At 71.4% G+C, this 15,944-nt stretch carries 15 protein-coding genes; 9 read left to right on the top strand and 6 right to left on the bottom strand.

All coding sequences use genetic code 11. The annotated features are described in order from the left end of the window. Positions 1–17: 17 nt before the first annotated feature. Positions 18–896, bottom strand: coding sequence for a TIGR03619 family F420-dependent LLM class oxidoreductase (locus MYF83_RS11170; RefSeq protein ID WP_248960177.1), 879 nt, complete (start codon positions 894–896; stop codon positions 18–20). 109 nt (positions 897–1,005) lie between these two features. Further along, positions 1,006–1,752 (bottom strand): enoyl-CoA hydratase/isomerase family protein, encoded by a 747-nt coding sequence (locus MYF83_RS11165; protein WP_248960176.1) that lies wholly within the window; start codon positions 1,750–1,752, stop codon positions 1,006–1,008. A gap of 261 nt (positions 1,753–2,013) precedes the next feature. Here MYF83_RS11165 and MYF83_RS11160 point away from each other — a divergent pair, with 261 nt between their 5' ends. From MYF83_RS11160 to boxB, 3 genes are all read left to right on the top strand, one after another. Next, positions 2,014–2,904, top strand: a complete 891-nt coding sequence (locus tag MYF83_RS11160) for a 3-hydroxyacyl-CoA dehydrogenase family protein (RefSeq protein ID WP_308201433.1) — start codon at positions 2,014–2,016, stop codon at positions 2,902–2,904. After that, entirely contained in the window at positions 2,901–4,472 is a 1,572-nt protein-coding gene (paaZ, locus tag MYF83_RS11155) for a phenylacetic acid degradation bifunctional protein PaaZ (protein WP_248960175.1), read from the top strand. Before MYF83_RS11160 ends, paaZ begins: the two co-directional genes overlap by 4 nt. A gap of 74 nt (positions 4,473–4,546) precedes the next feature. Next, complete coding sequence (boxB, locus tag MYF83_RS11150) at positions 4,547–6,025, top strand: benzoyl-CoA 2,3-epoxidase subunit BoxB (protein ID WP_248960174.1); 1,479 nt, start codon at positions 4,547–4,549, stop codon at positions 6,023–6,025. A gap of 104 nt (positions 6,026–6,129) precedes the next feature. Here boxB and MYF83_RS43685 read toward each other — a convergent pair whose 3' ends face one another. Beyond that, positions 6,130–7,011 carry a PaaX family transcriptional regulator gene (locus MYF83_RS43685; RefSeq protein WP_248960173.1) on the bottom strand — a complete coding sequence of 294 codons (882 nt, stop codon included), beginning with the start codon at positions 7,009–7,011 and terminating at the stop codon, positions 6,130–6,132. Positions 7,012–7,192: 181 nt separating this feature from the next. Between MYF83_RS43685 and boxC the strand changes: the two genes are divergently transcribed. The 4 genes from boxC to fdxA are packed head-to-tail and all read left to right on the top strand — an operon-like array spanning position 7,193 to position 10,703. After that, positions 7,193–8,923, top strand: a complete 1,731-nt coding sequence (gene boxC, locus MYF83_RS11140) for a 2,3-epoxybenzoyl-CoA dihydrolase (protein ID WP_248960172.1) — start codon at positions 7,193–7,195, stop codon at positions 8,921–8,923. After that, positions 8,920–9,306 (top strand): hypothetical protein, encoded by a 387-nt coding sequence (locus tag MYF83_RS11135; RefSeq protein WP_248960171.1) that lies wholly within the window; start codon positions 8,920–8,922, stop codon positions 9,304–9,306. Before boxC ends, MYF83_RS11135 begins: the two co-directional genes overlap by 4 nt. Continuing rightward, the gene (locus MYF83_RS11130; protein ID WP_248960170.1) at positions 9,303–10,325 is read left to right on the top strand and encodes an NAD(P)/FAD-dependent oxidoreductase; all 1,023 of its coding nucleotides are present in this window, start codon (positions 9,303–9,305) and stop codon (positions 10,323–10,325) included. The genes MYF83_RS11135 and MYF83_RS11130 overlap by 4 nt, the downstream gene beginning before the upstream one ends. Before the next feature lie 48 nt (positions 10,326–10,373). After that, positions 10,374–10,703 (top strand): ferredoxin, encoded by a 330-nt coding sequence (gene fdxA, locus MYF83_RS11125; protein ID WP_248960169.1) that lies wholly within the window; start codon positions 10,374–10,376, stop codon positions 10,701–10,703. Positions 10,704–11,045: 342 nt separating this feature from the next. On the opposite strand, the gene MYF83_RS11120 is transcribed toward fdxA, so the two are convergent. Continuing rightward, a complete protein-coding gene (locus tag MYF83_RS11120; protein WP_248960168.1) occupies positions 11,046–11,609 on the bottom strand; it encodes an NADPH-dependent FMN reductase in 564 nt (187 codons plus the stop codon). A 112-nt stretch (positions 11,610–11,721) separates the two neighbouring features. On the opposite strand from MYF83_RS11120, the gene MYF83_RS11115 reads away from it, so the two are divergent. Next, complete coding sequence (locus tag MYF83_RS11115; protein ID WP_248960167.1) at positions 11,722–12,369, top strand: TetR/AcrR family transcriptional regulator; 648 nt, start codon at positions 11,722–11,724, stop codon at positions 12,367–12,369. A gap of 64 nt (positions 12,370–12,433) precedes the next feature. Here the strand turns inward: MYF83_RS11115 and MYF83_RS11110 are convergent, their stop codons facing one another. Beyond that, the gene (locus tag MYF83_RS11110) at positions 12,434–13,384 is read right to left on the bottom strand and encodes an NADP-dependent oxidoreductase (protein WP_248960166.1); all 951 of its coding nucleotides are present in this window, start codon (positions 13,382–13,384) and stop codon (positions 12,434–12,436) included. A 70-nt stretch (positions 13,385–13,454) separates the two neighbouring features. On the opposite strand from MYF83_RS11110, the gene MYF83_RS11105 reads away from it, so the two are divergent. Beyond that, entirely contained in the window at positions 13,455–14,453 is a 999-nt protein-coding gene (locus tag MYF83_RS11105) for a GlxA family transcriptional regulator (RefSeq protein WP_248960165.1), read from the top strand. Positions 14,454–14,534: 81 nt separating this feature from the next. Here MYF83_RS11105 and MYF83_RS11100 read toward each other — a convergent pair whose 3' ends face one another. Next, entirely contained in the window at positions 14,535–15,944 is a 1,410-nt protein-coding gene (locus MYF83_RS11100; protein ID WP_308201432.1) for a 2-oxo acid dehydrogenase subunit E2, read from the bottom strand.

Raw genomic sequence — 15,944 nt, 5'->3', positions numbered from 1 at the left:
CCCGTTCTTTTTTCTGGTCAAGGCTCGATCTTCGCGATCACCGACTCGGCGAAGCGCTCCAGGTGCTCGATCTTCTTGGCCAGCGGTTCGGTGTCCGGACCCTTGATGTAGGGCATCCGGAAGCCGACGATCAGGTCGGTGACCCCCTTGTCGGCCAGCCGCCGCACCCCGTCCACCGTGTACGCGTCGAGGGAGATCACATGGACCTCGAACGGCCGCCCGGTGGTGCCCTCCTCGGCGCGCAGGGCGGCCAGCCTGGTCAGCAGCGCGTCCAGTTCGCGGGCGTCGCCTCCGCCGTGCATCCAGCCGTCGCCGAGACGGGCGGCCCGGCGCAGCGCCGCCTCGCTGTGCCCGCCGACCAGGATGGGAATCGGCTCCGTGGGAACCGGGGAGATCTTCACCGGCGGCAGGTCGTAGAACTCGCCGTGGTACTCGAAGTAGCCGCCGCCCGTCAGGCCGCGGACGACTTCGATGGCCTCGTCCATCCGCCTGCCGCGCCGCGACCATGGCACTCCCATCGCCGCGAAGTCCTCCGGCCAGGGGCTGAGCCCGACGCCGAGGCCGAGCCGGTTGCCGGTCAGGTAGGCGATCGAGCTCGCCTGCTTGGCGACCAGCACCGGCGGGCGCACCGGCAGCTTGAGCACGAACGGCGTGAACCGGATCGTCGAGGTGACCGCTCCCATGGCCGCGATGAGGATGAACGTCTCGATGAAGCTCTTGTCCGCGAGGAATTCCCGGTCGCCGTCCGCGGTGTACGGATAGCTCGCGTCGGACTCCTTCGGATAGATCAGGGAGTCGGACACGCTGATGCTGGTGTACCCCGCGGCCTCGGCGGCCTTGGCCAGCGGAAGGTAGTAGGACGGGTCGGTCATGGCCTCGGCATAGGTGAACCGCATGGAACGAGAGCGTAGTAGAACCTGTTCCAATTTAGAACCTTGACCGCGGACATCCGGTGTCCCGGCGCCCTGGCGGCGGCCGAAGGCGGACTGATGCCGGGCGGTGGCCTCATTGACCGGCTCCCGCCCGGCGCTCGAGGAAGGCGGTCATCCGCCGCTGCTTCTCGTCGGTCTCGAAGAGGACGGCCTGCGCCACGTCGTCGAAGGCCGGATGGGCGCCGGGCGGGGCGGCGAGGGCCAGCTTGGTCAGCCGCAAGGCCAGCGGCGCGCTCGTGAGGATCCGGTCGGCCCAGCGTCCGGCCGTGCCGAGCAGCTCCTCCGCCGGGACCAGCTCGTTGACCAGCCCGGCCGCGCGGGCCTCGGCCGCCGACAGGACGCGGCCCGCGAGCAGGACCTCCTTGGCCAGCGGCTCGCCGACCAGCTCCCGCAGCCGCCAGCAGGCGCCGGCGGCGGCCATGATGCCGAGCCCCGTCTCGGGATTGCCGAAGCGTGCGCCCGGCGTCGCGATCCGGAAGTCGCAGGCGTAGGAGAGCTCGGCTCCGCCTCCGAGCGCGGGGCCGTCCACGGCGGCGACGGTCGGCAGCGGCAGTCTGGCGATCCGCTCGAACAGGCCGCTGTTGATCCCGGCGAGCGCGTCCTCCTTGCGGCGGTCGCGCAGCTCCCGGATGTCGGCGCCGGCGGCGAACACGCCATCGGTCCCGGTCAGCACCAGCAGCCGGGGGCGGCGTTCCAGCTCGGCGCAGATCTCGTGAAGGTCGGCCACCATGGCCGCGTCGATGGCGTTGCGCACGTGCGGGCGGTTCAGCCGCACGAGCACGCGGTCGGGTCCCTCTTCGATGTTCAGAGTGCCGTTCATGGTGGTAATGCTACAAATCACCGACGCCAGACACACACTCTGTTGAGTGTGTGATCCGCGCTCAGGCGTTGCCACGTCCAGGCCGACCGGGCGGGCGGAGTGTGGTCCACTCCGGTGGTGGGCGCGAGTACATGCTACGTTTGACTTCTGCTACGTAAGGAAAACGTGGCAGGTTATGTTCGTGCAACTGCCTGTATCGAAGTGAGGCATGGTCATGACGGCATCCAGCGCGTTGGTGCTCGCAGGAGCGGGAGCACCGCGGTGACCGATACCACCGCCGCCGACGCCGGCGGTCTCCGGCTGCCCGTTCGATGCGGGGTGGTGGGCGGCGGGCGGATGGGCGCGGGCATCGCCCACGCCCTGCTCCTCGCCGGCTGCGGCGTGATCCTCGTGGAGCGCGACGAACAGGCCGCGGCGACCGCCCGGGACCGGGTGCGGCACACGGTCGAAGGCAGTGTGCGGCGCGGCCACACCGAGGAAGCGGGGAAGGTGATGTCGCGGCTGCGAGCCGTGGCCGACCCCCGTGATCTTTCCGGGTCGGGGCTCGTGATCGAGGCGGTGCCCGAAGACCTCGATCTCAAGCTCGTCACCCTGCGCGCCATCGAGGACGCGACAGGCCCCGGCGCGGTCATCGCCTCCAACACCAGCAGCATCTCGCTCGACACGCTCGCCCAGGCCCTGGCCCGGCCGGAGCGGCTGCTCGGGCTGCATTTCTTCAACCCCGTCCCCGCCAGCAGGCTCGTCGAGGTGGTCATCGCCGGCGCCACCGATCCCGGCCTGCGCGAGCGGGCCGTCGCCTGGGTTGAGCGGCTCGGCAAGACCGCGGTGGTGGTCAAGAACGCCCCTGGGTTCGCCAGCAGCCGGCTCGGAGTCGCCCTCGGTCTCGAGGCGATCCGCATGGTCGAATCCGGCGTCGCCTCCGCGGCGGACATCGACGCCGCGATGACGCTCGGCTACGGCCACCCGACCGGGCCGCTGCGCCTCACCGACCTCGTCGGCCTCGACGTCCGCCTGGGCATCGCGCGGTACCTCGAGGGCGAGCTCGGCCCGCGGTTCGCCCCGCCGAGGCTGCTCGTCGAGCTCGTCGAACAGGGACATCTCGGACGTAAGACCGGCAGAGGTTTCTACGACTGGAGCGAGGAGCCGGCGTGAGCACCGAGATTCTGCGGAGTTACCTGGAAGGGGCCTGGCAGGCCGGCACCGGCGACGGGGCCGAGGTCGCCGACGCGGTGACGGGCGAGATCATCACCCGGGTGAGCAGCGACGGGCTCGACCTCGGCAGGGCGGTCGGCTACGCGCGACGGACCGGCGGTGCCGCGCTCCGCGAGCTGACCTTCCCCCAGCGGGCCGCCGTGCTCAAGGCGGCCGCCCTGGCGCTTGAGGAGCGCAAGCAGGAGCTGTACGACCTGTCGGCCCGGGCCGGCGCCACCCGGCGCGACGCCAAGGTCGACGTCGACGGCGGCATCGGCACCGCGCTGGTCTATGCGAGCCTCGGCCGCAAGGGGCTTCCCGACGGCACGGTCATCGTCGAGGACGACGCGGTGCCGTTGGGCAAGGGGGGCACCTTCGCGGGGCGGCACATCCTCACCACACCGCGCGGCATCGCCGTGCAGATCAACGCGTTCAACTTCCCGGTGTGGGGCATGCTCGAGAAGCTCGCGCCCGCCCTGCTCGCCGGGCTGCCGACCATCGTGAAGCCGGCGACGCCCACGGCGTACATCGCCGCGCGGGCGGTGCTCATCATGGAGGAGTCCGGAGCCCTGCCGCCGGGCGCGATCCAGCTTGTCGGCGGTGCCATCCCCGGCCTGTTCGACCTGCTGGGCGGTCAGGACCACATCGGGTTCACCGGTTCGGCGTCCACGGCCGCCCGGCTGCGTGCCGACGCGGCCGTCACGCGGCGTTCGGCGCGCTTCAACGCCGAGGCCGACTCGCTCAACTGCTCGGTGCTCGGGCCGGACGCCGTGCCGGGCCGGCCGGAGTTCGATCTGTTCGTGGGCGCCCTGGTCACCGAGATGACGGTCAAGGCGGGACAGAAGTGCACGGCGATCCGGCGCGCGTTCGTCCCGGCGGCGCGGATCGACATGGTCGCGCAGGCCGTCGAGGCCGAACTCGCCCGCGTGGTCGTGGGCGCACCCGGCGCCGACGGGGTGACCATGGGCCCGCTCGTCGGTCTCCCGCAGCGTGAGGACGTGCGCGCGGCGGCGGCGCGGATCGCCTCCGCCGGGTCGGTCGTCCACGGCGACCTCGCCAAGGTCGAGGTCGTGGGGGCGGACCCGGAGCGCGGCGCCTTCCTGTCCCCGCTGCTGGTGCGCGTCGACGATGTGGCCCGGCCGGAGCCGCACGAGGTGGAGGCGTTCGGCCCGGTGAGCACCCTCATGCCGTACACCGGCACCGAGCAGCTGCGAGATCTGATCGCTTGCGGCGAGGGGTCCCTGGCCGGCTCCGTGGTCTCGGCCGACAAGGACTTCGTCCGTGAAGTGGTGCTCGCGGCGGCCGCCCACCACGGCCGCATCCTCGTCCTGGACCACGACAGCGCCGCGGAGTCCACCGGCCATGGCACGCCCATGCCCCAGCTGGTCCATGGTGGCCCCGGCCGTGCGGGCGGCGGCGAGGAGGAGGGCGGCCTGCGTGCCGTCCATGCCCACCTGCAGCGCACCGCCGTCCAGGGCAGCCCCGCCGTCCTCGAGGCGATCACGAGTGAACGGCCTGCAAATAGTTGACAGATATTTGATTGAACGCAGAAGAAGTGTAGAACTTTGTCTGAGAACGGCGTCCTGACGACAGGAGAGCAGTGATGAGCATCGACTCTCGCACCGGCATCGCCCCCTTGCCCACCGGACCGATCAGCGAGATCGACTACAGCGAGCGGATTCCCAACAACGTCGACCTGGCCGGCGACCGCCGTCTGCAGCGCGCGCTCGAGGGATGGCAGCCGAAGTTCCTCGACTGGTGGAGGCAGCTCGGTCCGTCCCTGCCGACCAAGGACGTCTACCTGCGCACCGCGATCGCCGTGGGGCGTGACGGGTGGGCGCACTTCGATCACGTCCCGATGGAGCGATACCGCTGGGGCATCTTCCTCGCGGAGCGGGACCCCGGCCGGAAGGTCGGCTTCGGCAAGCACAAGGGCGGGGCGGCCTGGCAGGAGGTCCCGGGCGAGCACCGCGCCGACCTGATGCGCCTCATCGTCGTGCAGGGCGACACCGAGCCCGCCTCGGTCGAGCAGCAGCGCGTCCTCGGCCGCACCGCGCCGAGCATCTACGATCTGCGCAACCTGTTCCAGGTCAACGTGGAGGAGGGCCGCCACCTGTGGGCGATGGTCTACCTCCTGCACGCCTACTTCGGCCGGGAGGGCCGGGAGGAGGCCGAGCAGCTGCTCAAGCGCAACTCCGGCGACCTCGACGCCCCGCGCATCCTCGGCGCCTTCAACGAGGAGACCACCGACTGGCTGCAGTTCTTCATGTTCACCTACTTCACCGACCGCGACGGGAAGTACCAGCTCGGCACGCTCAAGGAGTCGGCCTTCGACCCGCTGGCCCGCACCTGCGAGTTCATGCTCAAGGAGGAGGCCCACCACATGTTCGTGGGCACCACGGGCGTCCAGCGGATCCTGGAACGCACCGCCGAGCTCATGAAGGAGCACGGCACCGCGGAGGTCTTCTCCCACGGAGGCATCCCGCTGGAGGTGATCCAGAAGTACCTGAACTTCCAGTTCTCGGTCTCGATGGACCTGTTCGGCTCCGAGCAGTCCACCAACGCCGGCAACTACTACTCCTCCGGTCTGAAGGGCCGCTGGATGGAGACCAAGCGCAAGGACGACCACGTCCTGCTCGATGCCACCCGCGAGCTGAGCTACGTCGAGGACGGCCGGATCAAGACCAAGACGGTGCCGATGCTGAGCGCGCTCAACCTGGACCTGCGGGACGAGTACGTCGCGGACTGCGCCAACGGCGTCCGCCGCTGGAACCAGGCGCTCGAGGACGCCGGGCTCGAGGAGCGGCTGTCCCTGCCGCACGAGGGCTTCAACCGCCAGGTCGGCGTCTACGCGGGCCACCACGTGACGCCGCAGGGCGAGGTCGTCGACCAGGCCACCTGGCAGGCCAGGGCCTCCGAGTGGCTGCCCGGCGCCCGGGACCGTGAGAACGTGCAGGCGCTCATGATCCCCGAGTACGAGTACGGCAAGTTCGCCGGCTGGATCGCGCCGCCGAAGACCGGCATCAACGACCAGCCGGTCGAGTTCGACTACGTGCACCTGGCCGAGGAGGGCCTGGTCTGAGGCCGGCGCCTGGACGTCGCGGCGGTGGCGGACCCGCGTCCGCCGGCGCCGCGCCCGGCACCGGGTGCGCGGGTATGCCAGGGATGGGCCGGCAGGCGCGACGCTCAGTTGCGGGTGCCGGCCTCCTTGTCCATGCGGTCCCACTCGTCCTGCGCCCGGCGGTGCCAGCGGTCGTGGCGGTCGTGGAACGTGGCCGCCGCCCGCGGGCCCGGCCAGTCGTGCCGGAGCAGCTCGCCGGGGAGGTCGGGGTCCAGGAAGGGGAAACGCCGCCATTCCTGGATGAGCTGCACCTGGTGGACGAACGCCTCCCGGCCGGAGGAGACCGACACATGCTCGAAGCGCTCGATGAAGCCGAGATAGCGCTGCTCGACGTCATCGAGGTCCCAAGCCGCCAGGAGCAGCGCGCCGGCGTCGCCGATCGCGGCCGACGGGCCCGTCCAGGCGAAGGCGCGGTCCTCCAGCCGGAGCTCGGCGATGATCGCACGGACCGCGGCCTCCTTGGAGGCGTCGGGGACGATCCACAGGCCGGGGGAGGGAGAGCCGAGGCCGAGCCAGGTCAGCCGCGTGCGCAGAGCGTGCCGCAGCCGGCGCTGTGTCTCTGGCACTCCCACCGTGAGGACGAGCCAGCGGCCGTTCCACCCGTGGGGCTTGCGCATGAAGCCGTAGATGCGTTCCGTGCCCTCCTGGAGCAGCCGCTCGGCGGCCGGCGTCAGATTCCAGCGGACCTTGCGGCCGTGGCGGGTCGAGGTGAGCAGCCCCTCGGCCGCGGTGCGGGACAGGGCCTGGCGCGCGGACTTCTCCTCGACGCCGAGGGCGCCCAGCGCGTCGACGAGGGTGCCCGTCCAGACCTCGCCCCCGCGCGGCAGGACGAACTCGCCGAGGATCGTCAGCAGGATCGAGCGGGCGCTCGGGGAGGTCGTCTCGCGCTGACGTCCCGAGGGCTCGGCCGCTGAGCCGGCTGTATTGCTCCGTTCGCGCGTGGCCACCGTCTTCTTTCCTGTCGTCCGTCACCCCGGATGACGCGCGCCCTCGCGTAACCCGTCGCGCGCGCTGGTACGGGAACCAAGCTTATCGTCGGTAATAAGTACTACAAAGCCTTGACGTGTGACTCGATAATCGTAGAACATTGAATCTCTGAACCCCTACCTTCCCGCGATGGAGTGTGCGTTGACCGTCATCGCCAGTACAGAGACCTCGCAGAGCAAGGCGGACGCCGGTTCTGTTTCGCCGGCGACTCCTCCGGTGGTCGGTTTCGCCACGTCACCCGACCGGTACCGCCACTGCAGGCTCGAGGTGGACGGGGAGGTGGCCACCGTCACCCTGCTGGTGGACGAGCACGGAGGGCTGGTCCCCGGATACGAGCTCAAGATGAACTCCTACGACCTCGGCGTCGACATCGAGCTCTACGATCTCGTGCAGCGGCTCCGCTTCGAGCACCCCGAGGTGAAGGCGGTCGTGATGACCGGCGGCCTCGATCGCATGTTCTGCGCCGGCGCCAACATCCGCATGCTGGCCCAGTCCACACACGCGTGGAAGGTGAACTTCTGCAAGTTCACCAACGAGACGCGCAACGGCATCGAGGACGCGACCGCGAACTCCGGTCAGACCTGGATCGCCGCGCTCAACGGGACCGCCGCCGGCGGGGGCTACGAGCTCGCGCTCGCCTGCGACCAGATCATCCTGGTCAACGACGGCTCCTCGGCCGTGTCCCTTCCCGAGGTCCCGCTCCTCGGCGTGCTCCCGGGCACGGGAGGCCTGACCCGGGTCGTGGACAAGCGCCACGTCCGCAAGGACCGCGCCGACCTGTTCGCGACCAAGTCCGAGGGCTATCGCGGCGGCACGGCCGTCGAATGGGGCCTGGTGGACGCCACCGTCTCGCGCAACGCCTGGGACGAGGAGATCGGCAGGCGCGCCAGGCAGGCCGCGGCGTCGTCCAAGCGCCCGTCCGGGGCCGAGGGCGTGCGGCTGACGCCGCTCGACCGCAAGGACGAGGGCGACACCATCGCCTACCCCTACGTCACGGCGAAGATCGACCGCTCCGGCCATCGCGTCGAGATCACCGTGGCGGCGCCCGGCGAGGCCCCGCCGGCCGATGCCGAGGCGGTGCTCGCGCAGGGCGTGGACTACTGGCCGCTCGCCGTGACCCGCGCGCTGGACGACCTGATCCTGCACCTGCGCACCAACGAGACAGAGCTCGGCATCTGGGTGTTGCGCGCCGTGGGCGACGCCGAGCGGGTGATGGCCTACGACGCCCAGCTGCGGGAACTCGCCGGCGACTGGTTCGTGAACGAGGTGCGCCACTACTACAAGCGCACGCTCAAGCGTCTCGACGTCACCAGCCGCAGCCTCATCGCCGTCATCGAGCCGGGTACGGCGTTCGCCGGCCTGCTGCTCGAGCTCGCCCTGGCCTGCGACCGGCAGTACATGCTGGAGGGGGTCTACGAGGACCGCGACGACGGCGCCGTCCCGGCCACCATCCGGCTGAGCGAGTCGACCGGGGGCGACTTCCCGATGGGCAACGGCCTGTCCCGGCTGGAGTCGCGTTTCTGGGGCAACGAGGACGACCTCGCCGCCGCCCTCGCCAGGACCGGCGAGCCGCTGGACGCCGCCGCCGCCGTGGAACTCGGCCTGGTCACCCTGGCCCTGGACGACATCGACTTCGAGGACGAGCTGCGCATCGTGCTGGAGGAGCGCGCCTCGCTGTCGCCCGACGCGCTGACCGGCATGGAGGCCAACCACCGCTTCGTCGGTCCCGAGTCGATGGAGAGCAAGATCTTCGGGCGCCTGACCGCCTGGCAGAACTGGATCTTCATCCGCCCGAACGCCTCCGGCCCCGACGGCGCGCTGCGCCGTTACGGCACCGGCCGCAAGGGTGACTACGACCTGAAGCGGGTGTGACCGTGGGCGGCGTGGTGGCGAGCGCCGAGTACGGGCCCGAGGTCGAGCAGGCGGTCGCCGCGGCGTCCGAGCTGCGCCACCTGGTGTGCGACGGGGAAGCGGCGCCCGGGGTCACGCCGTGGACCTGGGCGGAGCTGGTCGCGGCGGGGGAGCGGGAGCCGAGGGAACGGCGGGAGCCCGCCCCGACGCCCGAGGACGCGTGGGCCCTGTGGCTCTACACCTCCGTGCCCGGTGAGGTGCGCCCGGGCACCACCGGTCGTCCCGTGCCGGGCTACGACATCCACAAGATCCAGCGGTTCAAGGTCCGCGAGGCCGTGGCGGAGCTCGCCGCGCCGGGACCGACCGAGGTGGCGTCCACCGTTAACGAGGGAGTGCGCGGATGAGCGCCCTGGAAGTCGACCTGCTGATCATCGGAGCCGGGCCCGTCGGCATCTTCGGCGCCTACTACGCCGGCGTGCGCGGCCTGCGGACCGCGGTCGTCGACTCGCTGAGCCAGGTCGGCGGCCAGGTCATCGCGATGTATCCGGAGAAGCAGATCTTCGACATCGCCGGGTTCCCCGCCGTCTCCGGCCGCCGGCTCATCGCCGACCTGGTGGAGCAGGCCGCGCAGTACGACCCCGCGTACCTGCTGGGCCAGGAGGCCCAGCGGCTCGACCGCCTACCCCGCGACGGCCGGCCCGACCTGCTCGTGGTCAAGACCAGCGCCGGAACCGAGATCGCCGCCGGAGCGGTCGTCGTGACCGGTGGCATCGGCACGTTCACGCCACGCCCGCTGCCGGCCGGTGAGGAGTTCCTCGGCAGGGGGCTCGCCTACTTCGTGCCGGACAGCGCGGAGTACGCCGGCAAGGACGTCGTCGTCGTGGGCGGCGGCGACAGCGCCGTGGACTGGGCCCTCATGCTCCATCCCACCGCGAGGAGCGTGACGCTCGTGCACCGCCGCGCGGCGTTCCGGGCCCACCACGGATCCGTCGAGCGGCTCAAGGCCTCGCCCGTGCGGATCGTCACCAACGCCCAGGTCACCGCGGCCGGCGGAAACGGCCGGCTCGAGCAGGTCGAGATCACCACGGCCGGCGAGGACGGCGGGCGCACGCTGCCGTGCGAGCGGCTCGTCGCCGCGCTCGGTTTCACCGCCGACCTCGGGCCGCTGCGAGAGTGGGGCCTCGAGCTGCACGACAACCGCCATCTGGTGGTCGACTCCGCGATGCGCACCAACGTGCCCGGCATCTACGCCGCCGGCGACATCGCGGACTACGACGGCAAGGTGCGCCTGATCGCGGTCGGCTTCGGCGAAGTGGCGACCGCTGTCAACAACGCCGCCGTGCACATCGACCCCGGCGCCCAGCTGTTCCCCGGTCACTCGACCGACGGCCCGGCATCGGTACCACGGCCGGCGCCCGCCTGAGACGACGACCCCGCAGCCTAGGAGTCCTCTCGCAACCTGGAGATCCACATGCCGTACATCATCGCCGCACCGTGCATCGACGTCATGGACAAGTCGTGCGTGGAGGAGTGCCCGGTCGACTGCATATACGAGGGGGACCGCAAGCTCTACATCAACCCCAAGGAGTGCATCGACTGCGGCGCCTGCGAGCCGGTGTGCCCCGTCGAGGCGATCAGCCAGGACCGGCGCGCCGCCCCGGAGCACCTCGGCTTCGTCGAGGACAACCGCCGCTTCTTCACCGAGCGGCTGCCGGGGCGCGGTGAGCCGATCGGCGCGCCCGGTGGCTCGCACAAGACGGGCCGCATCGGCGTGGACACCCCGACGGTCGCGGATCACTAGATGGATCACCCTGGGGCCGGCGGGATCACGCCTTCGCCCGCCGCCCGTCGAACTAGCAGCGAGAAGAAGATGCCGATGGACAGGGCCGGAGTTCTGGAAGGTGCCTTGCATGCCGGACGCCGCCCCCCGCTGGTGGGCGGGCACGCTGCTCATCACTCGTGAGGTGTTGGGTGAGGACAAGATGCCCGAGCCGATGCCGTTGATCGCCAGCAGCAGCGCGAACACCCGGTACGGGAAGTCGACCGGCAGCGCCAACAGGCCCAGGAAGGCGCCCCTACGTCACCCTCCCATGGACCCACTAGTAGTTGCTTACGCTAACTAACTACTGCGTCCATGGGGAGCTCAGGCCGCCGCGGCCTGCCCGGCCGCGGCGGCGACCTGCTTCAGGGCGGCGGCCAGCTTGACGGTGACCTCGTCGTCGTCGAGCGGGTGGGTCTCGGCGAAGCGGATGACCGAGCTTGGGATCGAAAGCTTGACGTCCTCCAGGACGGTGCCGCCGGCGATGCGGATGGCCTTGCGCGCCTCGTCCTGGGCCCACACGCCGCCGTACTGGCCGTACGCCGTGCCGACGACCGCCACGGGCTTGCCGACGAAGGCGCCCGAGCCCATGGGGCGGGAGTACCAGTCGATCGCGTTCTTCAGGACGGCGGGAATCGTGCCGTTGTACTCGGGCGAGAAGAGCAGGAAGGCGTCGGCCCGCTCTCCGGCCTCGCGAAGCCTCAGGGCGGCCTCGGGAACGCCGCCCTCGACGTCGATGTCCTCGTTGTAGAAGGGGACGTCGGCGAGACCGTCGTAGATCTCGACCTCGATGCCTTCGGGGGCGAGCTTGACCGCCGCTTCGGCGAGCTGCCGGTTGTGCGAGCCGGAACGGAGACTGCCGACGAGGGCGAGGATGCGAACGGACATGGGGACTCCTGTCGGAGGCAGAGAAAGAGGTAATCGGACCGTGGTCCGCCTTAGGTGTATCAGACAAACCGGACTACGGTCCACTTGTGCTCGGGCGCGCTATGCTGGCCACATGGCGCCACCCCCCTCTCTCGCCCCGGCCGAGTCGCCTTCGACGCCCGCGACACGGGCGCTGCTTCCTCTGGCGAACGATCGCCCTCAGGAACGTGCCGACGCGGCTCGCAACCGGGCTCGCCTGCTCGAAGCCGCCTCCCGGCTGGTGGCGGAGCACGGCGCCGAACACGTGACGATGGAGGCCGTCGCCGCCGCCGCCTCAGTCGGCAAGGGCACGGTCTTCCGTCGTTTCGGCGACCGCGTGGGCCTGATGCGCGCCCTGTTGGACCACGCGGAGCGTGAATATCAGGAGACCTTCCTGTCCGGCCCCCCTCCGCTCGGGCCCGGCGCGCCGGCGGTGCGGCGACTCGAGGCGTTCGGTGTCGCGACCCTTCGTCATGTGACGAAGTACATCGACCTGTACCTCGAGGCGGAGCAGTGCTCCACTCGTCGTTACACCGTTCCGGCTCGCACGGTCCGCGTCACGCATGTCACGGTCCTGCTCCAGGAGGCCGGCGTCACCGGCGACGTCGAGCTCCTCGCCGAGACGCTGCTCGGCTACCTGGACACGGCGTTGATCAATTACCTGCGCAACGAGCGCGCGCTGCCCGCGGAGCGTCTCGAGGCGGGCTGGACGGAACTCGTCGCCCGCGTGACGCGCCGGTAGGGCCTACCTGGGCAGGCCCAGGCCCGTCGTCGCACTCCGCCTGCCCGGGCCCGGGCGCCCCTGTCTACGGGCGGACGGTGAGCACCAGCTTGCCCGTGACGCGGCCCGTCTCGCCCTCCGCGTGGGCCTTCGCGGCCTCGGCGAGCGGGTACGTACCGGAGACGTGTGCGCGCAGCTGGCCGGACTCGACGAGCGCGGCGATCCCGGCCATGCCCGCCTGATCGTACTCGACCAGCACGGCCGTGGCCCGCACCCCCAACTCGGCGGCGCGCTCGGTCACTTCGTCGAAGTCGACGGGCAGGATTGACACCAGAACGCCGCCCGGCCTGAGCGTCTCCAGTGAGCGCAGCCGGTCGGCGCCGCCGAGAGCATCGAGGACCACGTCGATGTCGCGGGCCTCCTTCACGAAGTCCGCGGTGCGGTAGTCGATGACCTCGTCCGCGCCCACGCCCCGCACGAAGTCGTGCTTGGCGGCGGATGCCGTGCCGATGACGTACGCGCCGCGTGCCTTGGCGATCTGCACCGCGACATGCCCCACGCCGCCGGCCGCCGCGTGCACCAGCACTCGCTGTCCCGGCTGTACGTGAGCGGTGTCGACGAGGGCCTGCCAGGCGGTGAGCGCCGCCAGCGGCAGCGCCCCGGCCTCGACGTGGCTCAGCGCGGCGGGCTTGGGCACGAAGGCGCGGGCGGGCCCGGTGACGTACTCGGCGTGCGAACCGGCCCCGTACGGGTACGGCAGCATGCCGAACACCTCGTCGCCCGGCTTGAAGAGCGAGACACCGAAGCCGACCGCCTCGACGACACCGGACACGTCCCAGCCGAGCGTGAACGGCGGCTCGCCCAGGAAGAGGCCGAGCCTGCGGTGCATCCAGTCGGTGGGGTTGACACCGGCGGCGTGGACGGCGAGGAGGATCTGGCCGCCGCCGGGCTCCGGGCGGTCGAGCTCGACCTCCTGGAGGACGTCCGGCTCCCCGAGGGTGTCCTGGCTGATGGCCCGCATCGTGTTCTTGGTCATGGATCAAGCGTGCGGCAGCGGCTCTGACCTGGGCAATGGCAAGATGGTCAATGAGCGATAGAATCGTGCCATGCCTGCGATGGAGTCCCGCACCGTCCTGGACAAGCCGCCGCACCGCGTCGTCGTCCTCGCCCTCGACGGCGTGTACCCCTTCGAGCTGGGCATCCCCGACCGGGTCTTCGGCGGGGTCGAGGGGGCATACGAGGTGGTGACGTGCGCGGCGACGGACGATCACACGGTCGCGACCAACGCCGACTTCACCCTCACCCTCGAACACGGGCCCGAGGCGCTGGAGAGCGCCGACACGGTCGTCGTCCCGCCGTACGACCTGCGTCGCTTCACAGCCGACTTGCCGGAGCCGGTGCGCGCCGCGCTCGCCCGCATCCGCCCCGGCACGCGCATCGTCTCCCTCTGCACCGGCGCGTTCACCCTGGCCGCGGCCGGGCTGCTCGACGGGCGGCCCGCGACGACGCACTGGGCGCTCGCGGACCTGTTCCGCCGGATGTTCCCTAAAGTCGCCCTGGACCCCGAGGTGTTGTTCGTCGACGACGGCGACGTGCTCACCTCGGCGGGGGTCGCGTCCGGGATCGACGTGTGCCTGCACCTGGTGCGCTCCGACCACGGCAGCGCCGTCGCCAACCGGGTCGCCCGGCAGTGTGTCGTGCCGCCCTGGCGCGAGGGCGGTCAGGCCCAGTACATCGTCCAGCCCGTGCCCCCAGAGGGCGCCAGCGGTACCGTGGCGACCCGCGCCTGGGCCCTGGAGCACCTCGACCGGCCGCTCGCCCTGCGGGAGTTGGCCGCGCATGCCCGGATGAGCCCGCGCACGTTCGCCCGCCGCTTCCAGGAGGAGACGGGCACGAGCCCCGGACGCTGGCTGATCCAGCAGCGGGTGCACCGCGCCCGCCAGCTCCTGGAGACCAGCGACCTCCCGGTCGACCGGATCGCGGCGGAAGTCGGCTTCGCCACGGGGACGTCGTTGCGGCAGCACCTGCATGCGGCGATCGGGGTGTCGCCCCAGGCGTACCGGAACACGTTCCGGGTCCGGAGCGGGGTGCCGGGCGGGGCGTGAGCGCCCCGGACCCGCCCGGACCGCCCGGGCAGGCCCTGGGCGGGTCCGCCCCGTGGCGGACCCGGTGGGCTGGGCTCCGGATCAGGCCAGGGCCTGGACGGGGTTCTCGAGCAGGGCGAGGAAGACCTTCATCCATTCGGCCGCGACCACCCCGTCGATCGGGCGGTGGTCCACCGAGAGCGTCACCCGCATCACCGTGCCGGCCTTCAGCCTGCCGTTCTTGACGATCGGCTCCTCGCGGACGGCGCCGACGGCGAGGATCGCGGACTGGGGCGGGTTGATGATGGCCGCGAAGTCCTCGGTGCCGAACATGCCGAGGTTCGTCAGGCTCATGGTGCCGCCCTCCAGTTCGTCCTGCCGGAGCCGGCCGGCCTTGGCCCGCTCGGCGAAGTCCCGCACCGCGGCGGCCACCGAGGAGATGGTCATCCCCTCGACGGACCTGAGCACCGGCGTCACCAGGCCTCGTCCGGTCGCGATCGCCACCGACACGTCGACCGAGGAGAACGACCGCACCGCGTCCGGAGTCCAGATGACGTTCATCGCCGGAACCAGGACGTGGGCGCGGGCCGCGGCCTTGATCACCAGGTCGTTGACGGAGACACGCACCGGGCCGCCGCCGTCGTTGAGCCGCGCCCGCAGCTTCATCAGCTTGCCGGCGTTCGCGGTGCCGCGCAGGTAGAAGTGCGGGGTGGTCTGCTTGCTCTCGGTCAGCCGGGCGGCGATGGCCCGGCGGATCCGCGAGTGCGGTACGTCGGTGAAGGCCCGCGAGGCCGCCGCGGCCCTCGCGGCCGGAGCGCCCGCCGCCGGAGCGCTCGCGACCGGAGTGCTCGCGGCCGGCGCGCTCACCGTCGGAGCGCTCGCGGTCGGAATGCTCGCCGGCGCCGGCTCCGGGCCCGGCGGCACGGTCGACGCGGGGACCTGCGAGGCGGCGCCTCGGCGTGCGATCGCCGATTCCACGTCCCTGCGGATGATCCGGCCGTTCGGGCCCGTCCCGGTGATCTCCTGGAGCGGGATGCCGGCCGTGCGGGCCAGCCGGCGGGCCAGCGGGCTGGAGAAGACGCGCCCGGCAGAGCCGCCGCCCGCCACGGACGGAGCCGGGGACTCCGCCCGGCCGTTCACCGCCGGAGCCGGGGATTCCGTCCGGCCGTTCACCACCGGTTCCCGAGGCGCGTCCCCTCCCGCCTCCTCCGGGCGGCCCGGGGCGGGCACGCCGAGTTCGGCGAGCAGCGCGTCAAGGTCGTCCGTCTTCTCCTCCGGGTCGCCGATGAGGGCGATCGGCGCGCCGACCCGGACCTCGGCGCCGGCGGGCACCAGGGTCTTCAGGATCACGCCGTCCGCCTCGGCCTCCACGTCGACCACGGCCTTCTCGGTCTCGACGGTGGCGATCACGTCGCCGGCGGCGAACGGGGTGTTCTCGGCGATGGGCCAGCCCTGGAGGACGGCCTCGGCCGCGTTCGCGGCCACTTCGGGCATGCGCAGGAGCCTCGCCAC

This window comes from Sphaerisporangium perillae, assembly GCF_023276435.1.
Lineage (GTDB): Bacteria > Actinomycetota > Actinomycetes > Streptosporangiales > Streptosporangiaceae > Sphaerisporangium > Sphaerisporangium perillae.
The sequence above is the reverse complement of the archived record's forward strand: the minus strand, read 5'-3'. Positions and strand labels throughout refer to the sequence as shown.